Source organism: Agrobacterium sp. 22-210-1, from assembly GCF_053522525.1.
In genome coordinates this window covers 74,523-89,897 of the sequence record NZ_JBNWCI010000004.1, presented here as the reverse complement: position 1 = coordinate 89,897, position 15,375 = coordinate 74,523, and the positions used below count along the sequence as shown (strand labels likewise).

The 15,375-nt window shown below is 59.4% G+C and carries 15 protein-coding genes and 1 riboswitch; of the genes, 3 read left to right on the top strand and 12 right to left on the bottom strand.

Annotated elements, in window-relative coordinates:
* Nucleotides 1–23: 23 nt before the first annotated feature.
* Both cobW and ACQZ5F_RS22645 read right to left on the bottom strand, forming a co-directional pair.
* Complete coding sequence (gene cobW / locus ACQZ5F_RS22650) at nucleotides 24–1,061, bottom strand: cobalamin biosynthesis protein CobW (protein ID WP_225338973.1); 1,038 nt, start codon at nucleotides 1,059–1,061, stop codon at nucleotides 24–26.
* Nucleotides 1,058–1,483 (bottom strand): DUF1636 family protein, encoded by a 426-nt coding sequence (locus ACQZ5F_RS22645; RefSeq protein WP_052818662.1) that lies wholly within the window; start codon nucleotides 1,481–1,483, stop codon nucleotides 1,058–1,060. Before ACQZ5F_RS22645 ends, cobW begins: the two co-directional genes overlap by 4 nt.
* A gap of 120 nt (nucleotides 1,484–1,603) precedes the next feature.
* Nucleotides 1,604–1,821, bottom strand: a riboswitch (cobalamin riboswitch).
* A 133-nt stretch (nucleotides 1,822–1,954) separates the two neighbouring features.
* On the opposite strand from ACQZ5F_RS22645, the gene cobO reads away from it, so the two are divergent.
* Both cobO and ACQZ5F_RS22635 read left to right on the top strand, forming a co-directional pair.
* Nucleotides 1,955–2,572 carry a cob(I)yrinic acid a,c-diamide adenosyltransferase gene (gene cobO, locus ACQZ5F_RS22640; protein ID WP_225338974.1) on the top strand — a complete coding sequence of 206 codons (618 nt, stop codon included), beginning with the start codon at nucleotides 1,955–1,957 and terminating at the stop codon, nucleotides 2,570–2,572.
* A 1-nt stretch (nucleotide 2,573) separates the two neighbouring features.
* A complete protein-coding gene (locus ACQZ5F_RS22635; RefSeq protein WP_225338975.1) occupies nucleotides 2,574–4,031 on the top strand; it encodes a cobyric acid synthase in 1,458 nt (485 codons plus the stop codon).
* Here the strand turns inward: ACQZ5F_RS22635 and cbiB are convergent.
* A complete protein-coding gene (gene cbiB / locus ACQZ5F_RS22630) occupies nucleotides 4,018–4,983 on the bottom strand; it encodes an adenosylcobinamide-phosphate synthase CbiB (RefSeq protein ID WP_225338976.1) in 966 nt (321 codons plus the stop codon). The two genes, ACQZ5F_RS22635 and cbiB, sit on opposite strands and share 14 nt — an antisense overlap.
* On the opposite strand from cbiB, the gene cobD reads away from it, so the two are divergent.
* On the top strand, nucleotides 4,982–6,028 hold the full coding sequence (cobD, locus tag ACQZ5F_RS22625; RefSeq protein ID WP_225338977.1) for a threonine-phosphate decarboxylase CobD: 1,047 nt from the start codon (nucleotides 4,982–4,984) through the stop codon (nucleotides 6,026–6,028). The two genes, cbiB and cobD, sit on opposite strands and share 2 nt — an antisense overlap.
* Here the strand turns inward: cobD and ACQZ5F_RS22620 are convergent.
* The 9 genes from ACQZ5F_RS22620 to ACQZ5F_RS22580 form a co-directional block, all read right to left on the bottom strand.
* Nucleotides 6,010–7,287 carry an L-fuconate dehydratase gene (locus ACQZ5F_RS22620; RefSeq protein WP_448731090.1) on the bottom strand — a complete coding sequence of 426 codons (1,278 nt, stop codon included), beginning with the start codon at nucleotides 7,285–7,287 and terminating at the stop codon, nucleotides 6,010–6,012. The two genes, cobD and ACQZ5F_RS22620, sit on opposite strands and share 19 nt — an antisense overlap.
* Before the next feature lie 36 nt (nucleotides 7,288–7,323).
* Nucleotides 7,324–7,653 (bottom strand): L-rhamnose mutarotase, encoded by a 330-nt coding sequence (locus ACQZ5F_RS22615; RefSeq protein ID WP_046799681.1) that lies wholly within the window; start codon nucleotides 7,651–7,653, stop codon nucleotides 7,324–7,326.
* Between the two features lie 11 nt (nucleotides 7,654–7,664).
* The gene (locus ACQZ5F_RS22610; RefSeq protein WP_225338979.1) at nucleotides 7,665–8,798 is read right to left on the bottom strand and encodes a mannitol dehydrogenase family protein; all 1,134 of its coding nucleotides are present in this window, start codon (nucleotides 8,796–8,798) and stop codon (nucleotides 7,665–7,667) included.
* The gene (locus tag ACQZ5F_RS22605) at nucleotides 8,795–9,805 is read right to left on the bottom strand and encodes a zinc-binding alcohol dehydrogenase family protein (RefSeq protein ID WP_046799683.1); all 1,011 of its coding nucleotides are present in this window, start codon (nucleotides 9,803–9,805) and stop codon (nucleotides 8,795–8,797) included. The genes ACQZ5F_RS22610 and ACQZ5F_RS22605 overlap by 4 nt, the downstream gene beginning before the upstream one ends.
* Nucleotides 9,806–9,808: 3 nt before the next feature.
* Nucleotides 9,809–10,630, bottom strand: coding sequence for an amidohydrolase family protein (locus ACQZ5F_RS22600; RefSeq protein WP_225338980.1), 822 nt, complete (start codon nucleotides 10,628–10,630; stop codon nucleotides 9,809–9,811).
* A gap of 4 nt (nucleotides 10,631–10,634) precedes the next feature.
* Nucleotides 10,635–11,648, bottom strand: a complete 1,014-nt coding sequence (locus tag ACQZ5F_RS22595; protein WP_137085537.1) for an aldo/keto reductase — start codon at nucleotides 11,646–11,648, stop codon at nucleotides 10,635–10,637.
* A gap of 64 nt (nucleotides 11,649–11,712) precedes the next feature.
* The gene (locus tag ACQZ5F_RS22590; protein ID WP_046799686.1) at nucleotides 11,713–12,654 is read right to left on the bottom strand and encodes an ABC transporter substrate-binding protein; all 942 of its coding nucleotides are present in this window, start codon (nucleotides 12,652–12,654) and stop codon (nucleotides 11,713–11,715) included.
* A 76-nt stretch (nucleotides 12,655–12,730) separates the two neighbouring features.
* Nucleotides 12,731–13,753, bottom strand: a complete 1,023-nt coding sequence (locus ACQZ5F_RS22585) for an ABC transporter permease (RefSeq protein ID WP_149900368.1) — start codon at nucleotides 13,751–13,753, stop codon at nucleotides 12,731–12,733.
* Between the two features lie 8 nt (nucleotides 13,754–13,761).
* Nucleotides 13,762–15,324 (bottom strand): sugar ABC transporter ATP-binding protein, encoded by a 1,563-nt coding sequence (locus ACQZ5F_RS22580; RefSeq protein WP_225338981.1) that lies wholly within the window; start codon nucleotides 15,322–15,324, stop codon nucleotides 13,762–13,764.
* Nucleotides 15,325–15,375 lie beyond the last annotated feature (51 nt).

Sequence of the window (15,375 nt, the reverse complement as noted above, 5' to 3'; positions counted from 1 at the left end):
TACAGCATTTCCATTAAAAAGTGTCAGGCGGCCAGCATCCGTTCGATCTTTTCGCGGTTGATGCCCTTTTCACCAATGATAACGAGCCGGCTGCGGCGCTCCTCACCCACCGCCCATGGGCGGTCGTAATAATGATTGACGCGGCTACCGACAGCCTGCACCTGCAGGCGCATCGGCTTGGCGGAAACCTCGATGAAACCCTTGATACGCAAAACATTTTCCGCAGCCGCCGTCTCGGCGATGCGGGCCGCCAGCGCTTCCGGATCGCTCACGGCCGGCAGGTCGATGACGAAGCTGTCGAAATCGTCGTGTTCATGGTCAAACGCGCCATCATGATGCGTGCGGCGGTTTTCAATATCCTCTTCCACCGCAAGACCCAGGCCGATCAGCACGGCAGGGTCGATGGCGCCATTCGAAGCGACGACGATCTTCGCCGCCTTCGGCAGATGCTCAAGGATATGGGCCTTCGCCTTGTCGAGACCGGCATCATCGAGAAGATCGGCCTTGGTCAACACGATAAGATCGGCGCAGGCGACCTGATCCTCGAAAACTTCCTCCACCGGATCATCGTGGTCGAGCGCCTCGTCATTGGCCCGCTGGGCGGCAAGCGCTTCCATGTCGTGGGCGACCTGTCCTTCGGCAAGGGCGGCGCCATCCACCACGGCCACCACTGCATCCACCGTCAGGCGGCTCTTGATCGCCGGCCACTGGAAGGCCTGCACCAGCGGCTTCGGCAGGGCGAGGCCGGACGTTTCGATGAGGATATGCTCCACCTTCGGCTGGCGGCTCAAAATCTGTTCGATAGCGGGCTGGAAATCATCCGCCACCGTGCAGCAGATGCAGCCATTGGCCAGTTCGACGATGTTTTCTTCCGGGCAGCTTTCAATGCCGCAGCCCTTCAGGATTTCCCCATCGATGCCGATATCGCCGAATTCATTGACAATGATGGCGAGCCGCTTGCCATCCAGCTTTTCGAGAAGGCCGCGCAGCAGCGTGGTTTTTCCAGCCCCCAGAAAGCCGGTGACGATGGTGCAGGGAACGCGGTCCAGAACGGTGCTCATGATCTCTCCTCGGTAAAATCGAATGGGGGAATGCGCGCCACCATGCCGCGCTTCAATGGTTCGGGGCGGCCGCGCCAGGGCATCAGGCCGTCTGCGGAGGCGGCCAGCATATGCGCGCCTGTCAGCAGGTCTTCTGCGTCATCGGGCGTCAGCCCGCCAAACACATAGGACCAGCCGTCGGCACCGCGAAGCACGGCGCTGAGGCCGCGCTTACAATTGGCAAGGCAATTGACGGAACGAACGACGACGCCGGATTCTTCCGCCTTTGCGATAACGGCATCAGCGAGACGCGAACCGGCGCGCGGTTCGGCATTGGGATCGGCTTCATCGCGACAGCTTCGGCAAACGAAGACGACAACACCAGATGCCGTGTTAGCCTGCGTGTTTCCGCCTGCACATGGAGATGTCGCTGAAATATCCAAACCGTTTCGCTTCCCGCGCCTTTAAAAAATCGTCGGGGTGCGGATATCGAAAACGGCGTGCGCAGATGCGCAAACCCAATGTTCGATCTGACCGACTGACCGGAGCACCCCGCCCGGCAGACGTTTTTTTCTGAAACGGCAGGTCTCCTGGCTTGCGGCTTCAAAACACCCGGACACCGCCTTCCCGAACCCATCTTGGAGGTCCAGTGGCTTTACGGTGCGGGCTTACCGCTTACAGTTGCGGGGGCAGCCACGGAATGACCCATTGTCCGGGTGGAACCGTGTTCCCTCTTAGCTTTTCCCGTTGCCGGGAAAAGACCGTCAGTCCGATACCATTAGGCTGAACGGGGGTGGGGGTCAATGCCGTGGCCTTCCCCTCATACATTGCCGGGTGCGGCAAATTGGGTATAGTCGCCGCTCCGAATGGCAGGGGCATCCAGTCCCGCACCGCAGGATGAGAAGGAAAACGCGATGACACGCGACATCAGCGACAACGAAGCCGAACGTCACCGGCAGAAAATGGTCAACCGCAAGACGGTGCAGGATGCCGAAGTTGCGGCAAAGACCATCGAAAAAGGTCTGCTGATGATCAATACTGGCCCGGGCAAAGGCAAGTCCACGGCCGCCTTCGGTCTTGCCCTGCGGATGCTCGGCACCGGGCGGCGGGTCGGCATCGTGCAGTTCATCAAGGGCGCGTGGTCGACGGGCGAACAGCAGGCGTTGACGCTTTTCGGCGACAGTGTTGTCTGGCGCACCATGGGCGAGGGTTTCACGTGGGACACGCAGGATCTGAAACGCGATGTTGCCGCAGCCACAAAAGCCTGGGAAGAAGCCAAGGTCCTGATGGCCGATGAAACGATCGGCCTCCTGATCCTTGATGAACTGAACATTGCGCTGCGTTACGACTATCTGCCGCTGGGAGAGGTTGTTGAAACCGTGTCCAGCCGCAGACCTGATCTGCATGTCGTCGTCACCGGCCGCAACGCCAAGCAACCGCTGATCGAGGCGGCCGACATGGTAACGGAAATGACGCTGGTGAAACACCACTTCAAGGCGGGAGTGAAGGCGCAGGCGGGGATAGAATTCTGACATGACTGCGCGGGTGCTGATGTTTCAGGGAACCGGCTCGGATGTCGGCAAATCGCTGATGGTGGCCGGCCTTGCCCGTGCATTCACCCGGCGCGGCCTGTCGGTAATGCCGTTCAAACCGCAGAACATGTCGAACAATGCGGCGGTGACCGCCGATGGCGGCGAGATCGGCCGCGCCCAGGCGCTGCAGGCGCGGGCGGCGGGCGTGCCGCTCTCCGTCCACATGAACCCGGTATTGCTTAAACCCCAAAGCGAAACCGGTGCACAGGTGGTGGTGCAGGGCAAGATCGTCGGCAATGCCAAGGCCGCCGATTATCAGCACATGAAGGCGGGACTGATGCCGCGCGTGCTGGAAAGCTTCGATCGCCTGAAACAGCAGGCCGATCTGGTACTGGTGGAAGGGGCGGGCAGCGCGTCTGAAATCAACCTGCGCGCCAATGACATCGCCAATATGGGTTTCGCCCGCGCGGCCGGTGCACCGGTGATCCTGATCGGCGATATCGACCGGGGCGGCGTCATCGCCAGCCTCGTCGGCACCAAGGCAGTGCTTGAGCTGGACGATGCGGCAATGATCGAAGGTTTCATCGTCAACCGCTTCCGCGGCGATCCGGCGCTGTTTTCCGATGGCATGCGGATGATCGCGGAAAAGACCGGCTGGGCCTCCATCGGGCTTCTGCCGCATTTTTCCGATGCCGCGAAACTGCCGGCAGAAGATGCTCTCGGTGTTTCCGGCCCGGCCCAACGGAAACCGGGCGCAAAGATCCGCATCGCGGTGCCAATCCTGCCGCATATCTCCAATTTCGACGATCTTGATCCGCTGGACATGGAACCGGATGTGGAACTGATCCGCATACGGCCGGGCGAAACCATTCCTGCCGATTGCCGGCTGGTGCTGCTTTGCGGTTCGAAATCCACCATCGCCGATTTGGCCGTGCTTAAAAACGCTGGCCTCGATATCGACATCAAGGCCCATGCCCGGCGTGGTGGCTATGTTCTCGGCCTTTGCGGCGGATACCAGATGCTCGGCAAAACCGTTGCCGATCCTGACGGCATAGAAGGGCCGCCGGCGACGGTAGCAGGGCTTGGCCTGCTGGATGTCGATACGGTTTTGACCGGCGATAAGCGGCTCGTTTCCGTACATGGCAGGAGTTTCGACGGGATTGATTTATCCGGCTATGAAATGCATGTCGGCGAAACGAAGAGTGCTGCAGATAGCCTGCCGTTTTCGATGATCGGGGGATATGCCGATGGCACCATCTCGCCTGACGGCCGCGCCTTCGGCACCTACATTCACGGGCTTTTCGCGGATGACCGCCAGCGTAGCGCATGGCTGCAGCGGCTCGGCGGTGAGCATACACAGCTGAACTACGATGCGCAGATTGAAGCCGTTCTTGACCGTTTGGCGGCGCATATGGAAGAGCACCTCGATCTCGACAGGCTGCTATCTATAGCGCGATAAGGATTGCGAGAAGCCCGAACAGGCCGATCAACAGGACATCTGCGATCCTTGCCAGCCGGAGTGCCGCGCGAATATCGCCGGCAACCAGCGCCGCCCTCCCGCCTTCGCCCATAAAACGCGCATCGATCATCTGCCCACCATAGGAGCGCGGGCCGGCTAGCGCAAAGCCAAGCGCACCAGCCAGCGCCGCCTCCGGCCAGCCGGCATTGGGGGAGCGATGGTGGTGCGCATCGCGACGGATTGCGGCGAGGGCCCCTAGCGGAGAAGCACCTTTCACGAAAAACGCGGCGATGACGAAAAGACCGCCGCTCAATCTTGAGGCCGGCAGATTGACCAAGTCGTCCAGCCGGGCCGAGGCCCAGCCAAAGGCCTCATGGCGTGGAGAACGGTGGCCGATCATGCTGTCGGCCGTATTAATCGCCTTGTAGGCTGCACCGCCCGGCAGGCCCAACAGGCCGAGCCAAAGGGCAGGGGCAACAATACCGTCAGAAAAATTCTCGGCCAGACTCTCAATTGCCGCCCGGCATATCGCCGCCTCGTCCAACGCCTGCGGATCGCGACCGACGATCATCGACACCGCCTTGCGGCCACCCTCCACACCCTCGCGCTCCAATGCAACGGCAACGGCCTCCACATGCTGTTCCAGACTTTTTTGCGCCGGAAGCGAGGCGCCGAGGACAGCCGCAGCCAACAGGCCGATGGGCAAGAGAAGCAGAACCGATTGTACGGACCATGCAAGAATGACGGTGAGACCGGCAAAAACAACCAGCGCAGCCACGCCTGCCGCCTTACGCTGCGAAAATGAAGCGCTCTCCCGGTTCCATTTTTTGTCCAGCAGCGCGATAAGCGAACCGATCCAGGTGACGGGGTGGCCGATACGTTTGAACAACCAGTCCGGATAGCCGGTCAAGCGTTCGATCACGAGCGACAGGAAAGCGAGAGCAAAGAACATGGGCGAGACAGTACCAGAAAAGCCGCAGGCTGCGATCCGTCACGGCGGCAATCTCGGCAAGGCGCGCCTGACGTTTCCTGACGCGCCTGAACCGTGGATCGACCTATCCACCGGGATCAATCCGCACTCCTATCCGCATTCTCCCATTCCCGCCAGCGCATTCGCCCGCCTGCCGGAACCGGATGCCGCCGAAGCGTTGAAGCGGCTGGCAGCAACCCATTTTGGCGCACCTTCTGCCGCGCACATCACGCTTTCGCCTGGCACCCAGATGCTGATGCCGTTATTAGCTCAAATCGCTCTTTCCCGTGGGGCAAAAAACGGGGCTGTGCTTTCACCCGCCTATGCGGAACACGCCCGCACCGCGCGCATGGCCGGACTGAACGTGACCGAAGTTGACAACCTTGGCGACCTGTCAGCATCCGTATATGCGGTGGTGGTCAATCCCAACAATCCCGATGGTCGTGTCACGGATCGAGACGCCTTGCTGTCTCTGGCCCACTCGATGCGTCGTAAAAACGGCCTGCTCGTCGTGGATGAAGCCTTTGTCGAAGCGGGAGGTACAGAAAGCCTCGCCGATGCCGCCGATCACGATGCGCTGGTTGTGCTGCGATCCTTCGGCAAATTTTATGGCATGGCGGGCGTGCGCCTCGGTTTCGCGATTGCGCATCCTGATACAGCCGCCGCACTCGAGGCAAGGCTCGGTCCCTGGGCAGTTTCCGGCCCGGCACTGCATATTGCGACCGAAGCTTTGGCAGACGAGGAATGGCAATCATCCATGCGCCTTCAACTCACGAAAGAAGCCCGGCGCATGAATGACCTGCTGAAAAAAGCGGGGCTGGAAATCAAAGGCGGCACGTCCCTGTTCACGCTGGCCCGGGACAAGCGCGCCACAGCACTGTTCGGGCATCTTGGCCAACGTGGCATTCTGGTCCGCATCTTCGATGAAAGGCCGAACGACATGCGTTTCGGTCTTCCCGGCAGCGAAGCGGAGTGGCAGCGCCTGGAAGTGGCGCTGCTCTCTTTCGATCATCCCTCGAAGGTGTAGGTCTCGATCGACTCCGGCTTCATTTCGATGGAGAAGCCCGGCAGTTTCGGCGGCATGTAGGCGGCGTTGCGGATATCGCAGGGCTCGATGAAGTGCTCGTGCAGATGGTCGACATATTCGATGACGCGGCCTTCCTTCGTGCCTGACACAACCAGATAGTCAATCATTGACAGGTGCTGCACATATTCGCAAAGGCCGACGCCGCCGGCATGCGGCCAGACCGGCAGATTGTATTTGGCAGCAATCAGCAGCACCGCCAGCACTTCATTCAGACCACCCATGCGGCAGCTATCGATCTGCACCACGTCGATGGCGCCTTCAGCGATGAACTGCTTGAACATGATGCGGTTCTGGCACATTTCGCCCGTCGCCACCTTCACGGAACCGATGGCTGCGCGAATCTTGCGATGGCCGGCGACATCATCCGGGCTGGTCGGTTCTTCGATGAAGAAGGGCTTGGAAAAGGCGAGCTTATTCACCCACTCGATTGCCTGATCCACTTCCCACACCTGATTGGCATCGATCATCAGGTAACGGTCAGGACCAATCACCTCGCGGGCGATGGTGAGACGGCGAATATCGTCTTCCAGATCGCGGCCGACCTTCATCTTCACATGGTTGAATCCGGCATCAATCGCTTCCTGGCAAAGACGGCGCAGCTTGGCATCGTTATAACCCAGCCAGCCGGCTGACGTCGTGTAGCAGGCATAACCCTCGTTCTTCAGCGTCTCTATACGCTCCTTCTTGCCGCTTTCGGCCTTTTTGAGGATCGCAAGCGCATCATCGCGGGTCAGCACATCGGTCAGATAACGATAATCAACGATGTCGGCGATTTCTTCCGCGCTCATATCGGCAACAAGCTGCCACACCGGCTTGCCCGCCTTCTTCGCCAGCAGATCCCAGACCGCATTGACGACGGCGCCGGTGGCGAGATGCATCGCACCCTTGTCCGGGCCGATCCAGCGGAGTTGGCTGTCGCTCGTCAGATGCCGCCAATATTTACCGGGGTTCTCGGTGACGGTGGTGAGGTCGGTGCCGACCACCAGATGCCGCATCGCTTCGATTGCCATGCAGCAGATGTCATTGCCGCGACCGATGGTGAAGGTCAGCCCGTGGCCTTTCAGGCCTGGCTCGTCGGTGTCGAGAATGACGTAAGCCGCGGAATAATCCGGGTCGGGGTTCATCGCATCCGAACCGTCAAGGCTCTGGGACGTCGGGAAACGCAGGTCGAAAACACGCAGATCTGTAATTTTGGTCATGGCCGGTTACTCGCGGTCAGTGTCAAAGGAAATCGTTCAATCGTGGTGGAAGGTTTCTTCCATCATCGCCCACCACTCGTCTTGCCTGCGGCTTTCGAGCGGTTGCTGGCAGGGAATGGTGAAAGACCACCATTCCTGGTTCTTGGGGCTTGCGGCTATCTTCGCCATGTCGGCGCTGAAATCCGTGCCGTGATACTCCCAATAGCCGAACAGCAGATTTTCCGGTTCACGCAGGAAGATCGTATAGTTACGGATGTTGCTGTCGCTGATGAGCGCCAGAACTTCCGGCCAGACGGCAGCGTGCAGCCTTTTATATTCCGCGATCATCTCGGGTTTGACACCTATGACCATGCCCATACGCTGCATGAAAAACTCCGTTATTGCTTGATGGTAGCGAGCGCTGCGCGCAGCCCGTGTTGCGGCAGGTTCAATCCCAGCCGTTCTGCAGCAGCAATGATCGGGATGAATCGACGACGCTTCTTTTCATCGTGGTTACCGGCGATATCGGCCAGCCGATGCGCGAGAAAAGGATTGCGCAAACGTTCGCGCAACACACTGATATAGACCTCAGCCTCATCTCCCATGCCTTCGGCAGCAAAGACCGGCAGAACCTCGTCCCGCCAGAGCGTTTCCAGATCCGTAACGAGAGCGTCGTCGCCCATTGCCTGACGCACTGTCTCGTCATTCGCACGCGCATCCTGCATCCAGCGCTCCGCCAGATAGGAGTGGCCGAGATTGAGCAGAAAGAGCTTCAGCTTTTCGTAGTGGTCGAGATCATCCGTCAGCACGATCGCAGGGTGAGCGCATGGCAAAACGAGCCCTTCCTGCCTCTCTATTGCCCAGAGCGCATAGGGCTCCGCCACCGCACCAACTGGATCGATCGGCTCGGAGACGATACGGTCGACCAGACTATTGGCGAAACGGCATTTCTCGTTGAGATAAAACGCAAACCCCGCCGGCAACTGCCATTCGTCTGCAAGCTGGCGAATGACTTGCTGCAGCCTTTCGCCATTGCGCGGCACAAGTTCGCAGGGGAAGATCGACAAAGGCGCCTCCGGATTGCTCTGAAAACGCTCCAGCAGCAACATGCAGAGTTTCGCCGGAAAGCTTTTCGGCACCACCGAAAAATCGGCCACAAGCCCAGGCCCGTCAGCGGAATCCAGCTCATAACCGCGATCACCCGTATTGGACAGAATGACCTCGGCCATGCAGGCGAGACGCCGCACCTCGGCCCAGTCGGTCGCGGCGGTCAGCGCGCGCGCGACAGCCTTACCCGGAATTTCCTCGTCCACTTCCCTCCCATCGCTGATACCGCGAATGCGCACAGGGTAGGGCGCGCCGCTATTCAGTGCGGCAACACGCTTCAGGCTTTCCGCATTGCCGGTCGTCTGAACAATAGCGATATGCCCGAGAGCCTCGCCTTTATCCAGCGCCTGCGAAACGAACAGATCCGCATGCGCCAGAAGAAAACGGCTGGTGCCAAATTGCAGAATGGGCGTGTCAGCTGTCATGCGACCTCCACCATGCCTTTGATCACTCCGGCTTTCGGATCGGTCAGCTGAGAGAATTTGGAAGGCACATCGGCAAGCGTCATCCGGTGGGTAATCAGTGCTTCCGGTACCTTCCCGTCCCGCAGCGCCTGCAACACCCGCTCGAAATCCTGAAGCGTTGCATTTCGGCTGCCCAGCAGCGTCGTTTCGCGCTTGTGAAACTCCGGATCGTTGAAGCTGATATCGCTGGCGACTATGGATACCAGCACATAGGAGCCGCCGTGCCCGACGAAGGAAAACCCGCGTTCCATGGCCTTCGGATTGCCCGTCGCATCAAAAACCGCATCGAAGAAATCACCGCCGGTAATATCAGAGAGGCGGTCCTTATCACCTTCACCGAGCGTTACGGTATGGGCGACGCCGAGATGCTCCCTGCAGAAATCCAGCCGGTCAGTGCGCCCGTCGATCATTGTCACCTCGCCACCATCGAGAACCGCGAAAACCGCAACCGCCATGCCGATAGGGCCGGCGCCGACGATCAGGACCTTTTGCCCCTTCTCGACCGCGCCGCGGCGCACGGCATGCGCGCCGATGGCCAGAAATTCGGTCATGGCCGCCTGATCGAGGCTCAACCCCTCCGCCTTCAGCACGAATTGCTGCGGAACGCTCAAATATTCCACCATGCCGCCATCGCGATGAACGCCGAGGACACCAATATTGCGGCAGCAATTGCTCTTGCCTTTCAGGCAGGCGCTGCATTTTCCGCAGGAGATATAGGGAATGACGGTGACCACGTCGCCAGCGGAAAGAGGACTGCCATCAGGTGCTTCTTCCACGGTGCCGGAAAGCTCGTGGCCCATGATGCGCGGGTAGGAAAGATAGGGCTGGTTGCCAGTAAAGATGTGCAGATCCGTACCGCAGACGCCTATGCGGCGAATGCGCACCAGCACTTCACCTTCACCGCGTACAGGTTTCGGTAAATCCTTGGCGGTAAGTTGACCGGGAGTGTCACAGAAAATCGCCAGCATGCATCACCTGTCAGAAAGGGAATAAAAACGGATGGCGTTGCCGCCAAAAACTGCCGCATGGTCCTCTGCCGGCACGATATCGCGGCAGAAATCCAGCCAGACCTGGTAATCGCCGGCCAGTCGCAACACCGGCCAGTCGCTGCCGAAGATCACGCGGTTTGCGCCGAAGAGTTCCAGAATGGTTTCCGCATAGGGTCGCACCGCTTCCGGCCGCTGATCACCGCGCTCGGTCAACAGGCCAGAAAGCTTGCAATGGACATTGGGTAGGGCAGCCAGAGCCGCCATGTCGCTCCGCCAGCCGCTATAATGACCGGTGGCGATCAACGGCTTCGCACCATGATCGATGACAACAGGCAGTTGCGGATGGCGGCGGGCGAAAGACAGGAGATGCGGCAGATTTGGCGGCAGGACCAGCGCATCAAACACAAGCCCGTGTTTCACCAGCGCGTCCACAGCGGTATCCAGCGCCGGATCGTCGATCCAGGCCACATCCTCAATGCCCTGCAGCATGGGGCGTACACCCCTGAAGGCCGAATGTTTTGCCCGGCGGGCAATTTCCGTCGCCGCATCGGGGGACTTCATGTCCATCCAGCCAACCACACCTTTGATGAAATCTGTCTTATCCGCCAGCTCCAGCATGAAATCCGTATCGGCGGCAGTCTCCATTGTCTGCACCAGCACTGTTCCCGAAACCCCTGCCTCAGCCAGCAACGGCGATAGATCGGCCGGAAGAAAATCCCGGTAGATGGCGGCGAGCGCCGGCGGCGGCCATTGCCCGGCGCGATCCTTCATCAGCCAGAAATGCTGGTGGGCGTCTATGAGCATTGCCTCAGGCCTTTCCGCCGGGCACGGGCGAACCTTCGGCAATCAGGCCGCGCCTGTGCAGCTCGGACCAGAATTCATCTGGAATCGACTGTTCGAACCATTCGATATTGGAGGCAAGCTGTTGCGCGTTGCGCGCGCCTGACACGACCGTGACTGAAGCCGGATGGGCGAGCGGAAACTGCAGCGCAGCCGCCTGCAACGACACGCTCAACTCCTCGCACACGCCCTGCAGCGCATCGACGCGCGTAAGGATATCGGCAGGCGCATCGGCATAGTTGAACTTGCGGTTACCAGCCAGAATGCCTGAGTTGAACGCACCAGCGACAACGATGCCGACACCGCTTTCAGCGCAGCGGTTCATGAAGGTAAGGCTCTGCTGTTCCAGGAGCGTATAGCGACCAGCAAGCATGGCGACGTCTATATCGAAGACATCCATGGCGTCGCTGACGATCTGCCATTCGTTAACGCCAAGCCCAACAGCTCCGGTCGACCCTTCTTCGCGCAGTTTGCCAAGCGCCCGGAAGCCGCCGCCAGTGGTCAGCTGCTCCCAGTAATGCCGGTGCTTTTCGCCGTGGGTGAAGGAGCCGATATCATGCACGTAAAGAATATCCGGCTTCAGAACGCCCAGCCGCTGCTGGCTTGCCTCGAAGGAGCGCAGGATACCGTCATAGGAATAATCATAGACCGGGCGGAACGGCAGCGGCGCTATATAGGCATCCTCCTCCGGACCGACGGTCTCGTCAGGAACCATCACACGGCCGACCTTGGTGCTGAGCGTATATTCGTTCCGCTCATGCTCCGTTACCATGGTGCCGAGACGACGCTCCGACCGCGTATAACCGTAAAAGGGCGCGGTATCGAAATAACGCATGCCGCTTTCCCATGCCGTGTCGAACGCACCTTTGGACTCCTCATAGGGCGTGACGCGGTAGAGATTGCCCATCTGGGCGCAGCCGAGGCCCATGACCGTGACGTCAACGGCGCGGCGCGGCAATTTACGTGTGTCGGAGACTTTCATCGCAGGGACTTTCCAGGTTTTATTTGAAAAGGCGCGCCACCGTGAAGCGGCGCGCCATCATGCATCAATAAAGAACGTTCTTGGCTTCCGGCTTGTCGACATTGTCCTTGGTGACAACAACGACGCCGGTGTCGACGAACTTCTCGACCTTTTCCTTGTTGATGAGCTTGGTGATGGTTTCCACGCCCTTCTCACCCATCTGGTAGGAACCCTGAACGACGATGCCGGCCAGTGTGCCATCCTTGACGAAGCCCTGAAGATCCTGATTGCCGTCGAAGCCGATGCCAACGACCTTGCCGGCCTTGCCGGTCTGGGCAAGCGCACGGCCAACACCGATTGCCGTCGGCTCATTGGCGCCGAAGATACCTTTCAGATCGGAATTGGCGGCCAGAACGTCGGTGGTCTGGTTCAGCGCGGTCGCCATCTGCGACTGCGAATAGAAAGGACCGACGATCTTCAGGTTGGAATTCATCTGGATGTAATCGGTGAAACCGCCAACGCGGCCGATTTCAGAACCGGCACCGGCAACGTAAGACATGACGGCAATCTTGCCTTCCTTGCCCACCTTGTCGATCAGCGCCTGCGCTGCCAGTTCGCCGGCTTTCTTGTTATCGGTCGCCAGGAACGACTGGTAATATTGCTCGGAGCCGCTCGCCAGCTGCGAGTCGATCAGAACCACGGGAATACGGGCTTCCCAGGCCTTCTTGACGGCCGGAACCAGCGCATCCGGATCGGAAGGGGCAAGAACGATTCCCGCGACCTTACGGTTGATGGCGTTTTCAACCATGTTGACCTGGTCGGCAATCGCAGATTCGGCAGCCGGACCCTGGAAAGTCATGGTGTTGCCGGCAGAGTTCTTCATCGCCGCATCGGCGCCCTTCTGGACGTTCTGCCAGAAGGTGGAATTGACGGTCTTGACGATGACGGCGATTTCGCCGGCCTGCACGGTGGAAACGCTCCACAGCGCAATTGCGGATGTCAGAAGGGCGGTCGCAAGTTTGTTCATTTCTTCCTCCGTGATGTCGGCATACCGGGCCTCCCCTTGCCGATCTTTTTTGCGGAAAGGGTCCGCAGGCCCTTGATCAGCGGCGGTTGCGCAACTGGTCGATCCAGACGGTGACCAGAATGACGAGGCCGATGATGATCTGTTGTGTGAAGGCGGAGACGCCGTTCATATTGAGACCGTTGCGCAGGATGCCGATGACGAAGGCGCCGATGGCCGTGCCGGAAATCGTGCCCACACCGCCGATCAGGGACGTGCCGCCAATGACGGCGCTGGCAATCGCATCCAGCTCATACATCACGCCTTCATTCGGCTGGGCGGTGACGAGGCGCGACATCAGCACGCAGCCCGTCAGTCCAGCCAGAGTTCCGGACAGGATGTAGGTGAAGTTGGTAACGCGGGCGACATTCACGCCAGACAGCCGCGCCGCATCCGCATTGGAACCGACGGCATAGATATGACGGCCGAGGATCGAGCGGTTGAGCATGAAGGAAACCGCAAGCGCAATCACCACCATCAGGATGACGGGGTAGGGGATGCCCGGAAACACGACGTTCGGAAAGCCGTCATCACCGATATTGACGATGCGAAAGAGCGCGCCATTGCCGAGTTCACCGAAGGATTCCCCGAGGCCGGACACAGCACGCGCGCCAGTGATCTGCAGGGCCACACCGCGGGCGATCAGCATCATGCCGAGTGTGGCGATGAAGGGCGGCAGCTTGAAGCGCGTGACAAGCAGGCCGTTGATGAAGCCGCAAAGCGAACCCGTCAGAATGCCGAGAAACATGCCGATTGGCACCGGCATGCCAAGTTCTTTCACCGCAAGGGCTGCAACGACCCCGGCAAGCGCAAGCACCGAACCGACGGAAAGATCGATACCGCCGGTGATGATGACACAGGTTGCGCCAATACCGAGCAGCGCGATGGATGTGACCTGCAATGCGATCGTCATGCCATTATTGACGGTGAAGAAAGCGCTGCTGGTTGCGGAGAAGACCGCGACAAGCGCAACGAGGCTGCCAAGCGCCGCAAATTTCTGGATGATGTCCTTTTGGCGGTCGCTGAAAGCGAAGCTCTTCTTGGGTTCTGCAATATTGGCCATGTCGTTCCTCACTGCGCGGCCCGGCCGTAACCGGACGCATACCGCATGATTTCTTCCTGATTGGTCTTGGCGGTCTCAAGCACGCCCGTGATCCGGCCCTGGTGGAAAACGGCAATGCGATCCGTCAGCCCGAGAATTTCCGGCAGCTCCGAGCTGATGAGAACAACGCCGATGCCCTGCGCGGCCAACTCATCCATGATCTTGTAGATCGCGAATTTCGCGCCGACATCGATGCCGCGCGTCGGCTCATCGAAGAACAGCACGCGCGACTGCCGGAACAGCCATTTACCGATGATGATCTTTTGCTGATTGCCACCCGATAGCAGCCGCACGGTCTGCTGGATGGAAGGTGTACGAATATTTAAAAGATCGACGTAACGTCTGGCAACATCGTCGTGCTTCTTGAAATCGATCAACCCGAAACGGTTGGAAACTTCGCCAATATTGGCAAGAGTGGTGTTTGCGGCAACGGACATCTTGATGGCGAGACCATCGCTCTTTCTGTCTTCCGAAAGATAGGCAATGCCTTCCCTGATGGCGTCCTGCGGTGAGCGGATGGAAAGCTCGCGGCTCTCAAAAACAATTTTTCCGCTATCAAGGGCATCAGCTCCGAAGATCGCACGCGCCACCTCAGTACGCCCGGCCCCCATCAACCCGGCAAAACCGAGAATTTCGCCGCGCCGCAGCGAGAAGGAGACATCCTGAAACACGCCCGCGCGCGTCAATCCCTCGGCAGAGAAGATGATATCTTCAGAGGGCTTCGATGTGCGCTCCGGAAACTTGTCTTCCAGTGAGCGCCCGACCATGCGCGTGACGATATCGTCAACGGTGATCGACGCAAAATCGTCGGTCGAAATATAACGCCCGTCACGCAGGACCGTCACGCGGTCGACGATCTCGGCCATTTCATCGAGACGATGAGAAATATAGACGATGCCGACACCGGATGCCTTTAGATCGCGAATGACCTTGAATAAGAGCCGTGTTTCCTGCTCGGTTAGCGAGGAGGTCGGCTCATCCATGATGAGCACTTCAGCGTCAAGAGAGAGCGCCTTGGCGATCTCCACCATCTGACATTGGGCAACCGAGAGGCCACGCACGATCTGGTCGGGATCGATATCGACTCCCAGTCGATCGAGACAGCGTTTGGCATCGTGGCGCAGCTTTTTGCGGTCAACGAGAAAACCGCGGCGCGGCTCACGGGCAAGATAGATGTTTTCGGCGACGGAAAGATGCGGAACCAGATTGAGTTCCTGATGAATGATGGCGATGCCCGCCGCTTCAGACTCCAGCGGCGACGCATATTGCACCTTCACGCCCTTGTGCAGGATCGTGCCGTCGCTCGGCTGGTAGACGCCGCTGATAATTTTCATCAGCGTCGATTTTCCCGCGCCATTCTCGCCGCAGACAGCATGCACTTCACCGCTGCGCAGATCGAAATGCACATTCGACAGCGCCTTGACGCCCGGAAATTCCTTGCTGATGTTTTCAAGACGCAGGAGGGCCGAACGCTCCGCGCCCGTCTCCTCAGGCGAAAAATCGCCCCGAATTGTCGATGCGCCCTGCGACATCTGGAAACCTCCCACTCGTGCTCCCCACTCCACCGGGGTGCCTTGAACAGG

What these genes read in the sequence shown, in the direction of transcription:
- cobW (WP_225338973.1), bottom strand. Translation starts at nt 1,061, where the DNA reads ATGAGCACCGTTCTGGACCGCGTTCCCTGCACCATCGTCACCGGCTTT.
- ACQZ5F_RS22600 (WP_225338980.1), bottom strand. Translation starts at nt 10,630, where the DNA reads ATGCTCATAGACGCCCACCAGCATTTCTGGCTGATGAAGGATCGCGCC.
- ACQZ5F_RS22635 (WP_225338975.1), top strand. Translation starts at nt 2,574, where the DNA reads ATGACTGCGCGGGTGCTGATGTTTCAGGGAACCGGCTCGGATGTCGGC.
- ACQZ5F_RS22610 (WP_225338979.1), bottom strand. Translation starts at nt 8,798, where the DNA reads ATGACAGCTGACACGCCCATTCTGCAATTTGGCACCAGCCGTTTTCTT.
- ACQZ5F_RS22585 (WP_149900368.1), bottom strand. Translation starts at nt 13,753, where the DNA reads ATGGCCAATATTGCAGAACCCAAGAAGAGCTTCGCTTTCAGCGACCGC.
- cbiB (WP_225338976.1), bottom strand. Translation starts at nt 4,983, where the DNA reads ATGTTCTTTGCTCTCGCTTTCCTGTCGCTCGTGATCGAACGCTTGACC.
- ACQZ5F_RS22590 (WP_046799686.1), bottom strand. Translation starts at nt 12,654, where the DNA reads ATGAACAAACTTGCGACCGCCCTTCTGACATCCGCAATTGCGCTGTGG.
- cobD (WP_225338977.1), top strand. Translation starts at nt 4,982, where the DNA reads ATGGGCGAGACAGTACCAGAAAAGCCGCAGGCTGCGATCCGTCACGGC.
- cobO (WP_225338974.1), top strand. Translation starts at nt 1,955, where the DNA reads ATGACACGCGACATCAGCGACAACGAAGCCGAACGTCACCGGCAGAAA.
- ACQZ5F_RS22595 (WP_137085537.1), bottom strand. Translation starts at nt 11,648, where the DNA reads ATGAAAGTCTCCGACACACGTAAATTGCCGCGCCGCGCCGTTGACGTC.
- ACQZ5F_RS22580 (WP_225338981.1), bottom strand. Translation starts at nt 15,324, where the DNA reads ATGTCGCAGGGCGCATCGACAATTCGGGGCGATTTTTCGCCTGAGGAG.
- ACQZ5F_RS22615 (WP_046799681.1), bottom strand. Translation starts at nt 7,653, where the DNA reads ATGCAGCGTATGGGCATGGTCATAGGTGTCAAACCCGAGATGATCGCG.
- ACQZ5F_RS22605 (WP_046799683.1), bottom strand. Translation starts at nt 9,805, where the DNA reads ATGCTGGCGATTTTCTGTGACACTCCCGGTCAACTTACCGCCAAGGAT.
- ACQZ5F_RS22620 (WP_448731090.1), bottom strand. Translation starts at nt 7,287, where the DNA reads ATGACCAAAATTACAGATCTGCGTGTTTTCGACCTGCGTTTCCCGACG.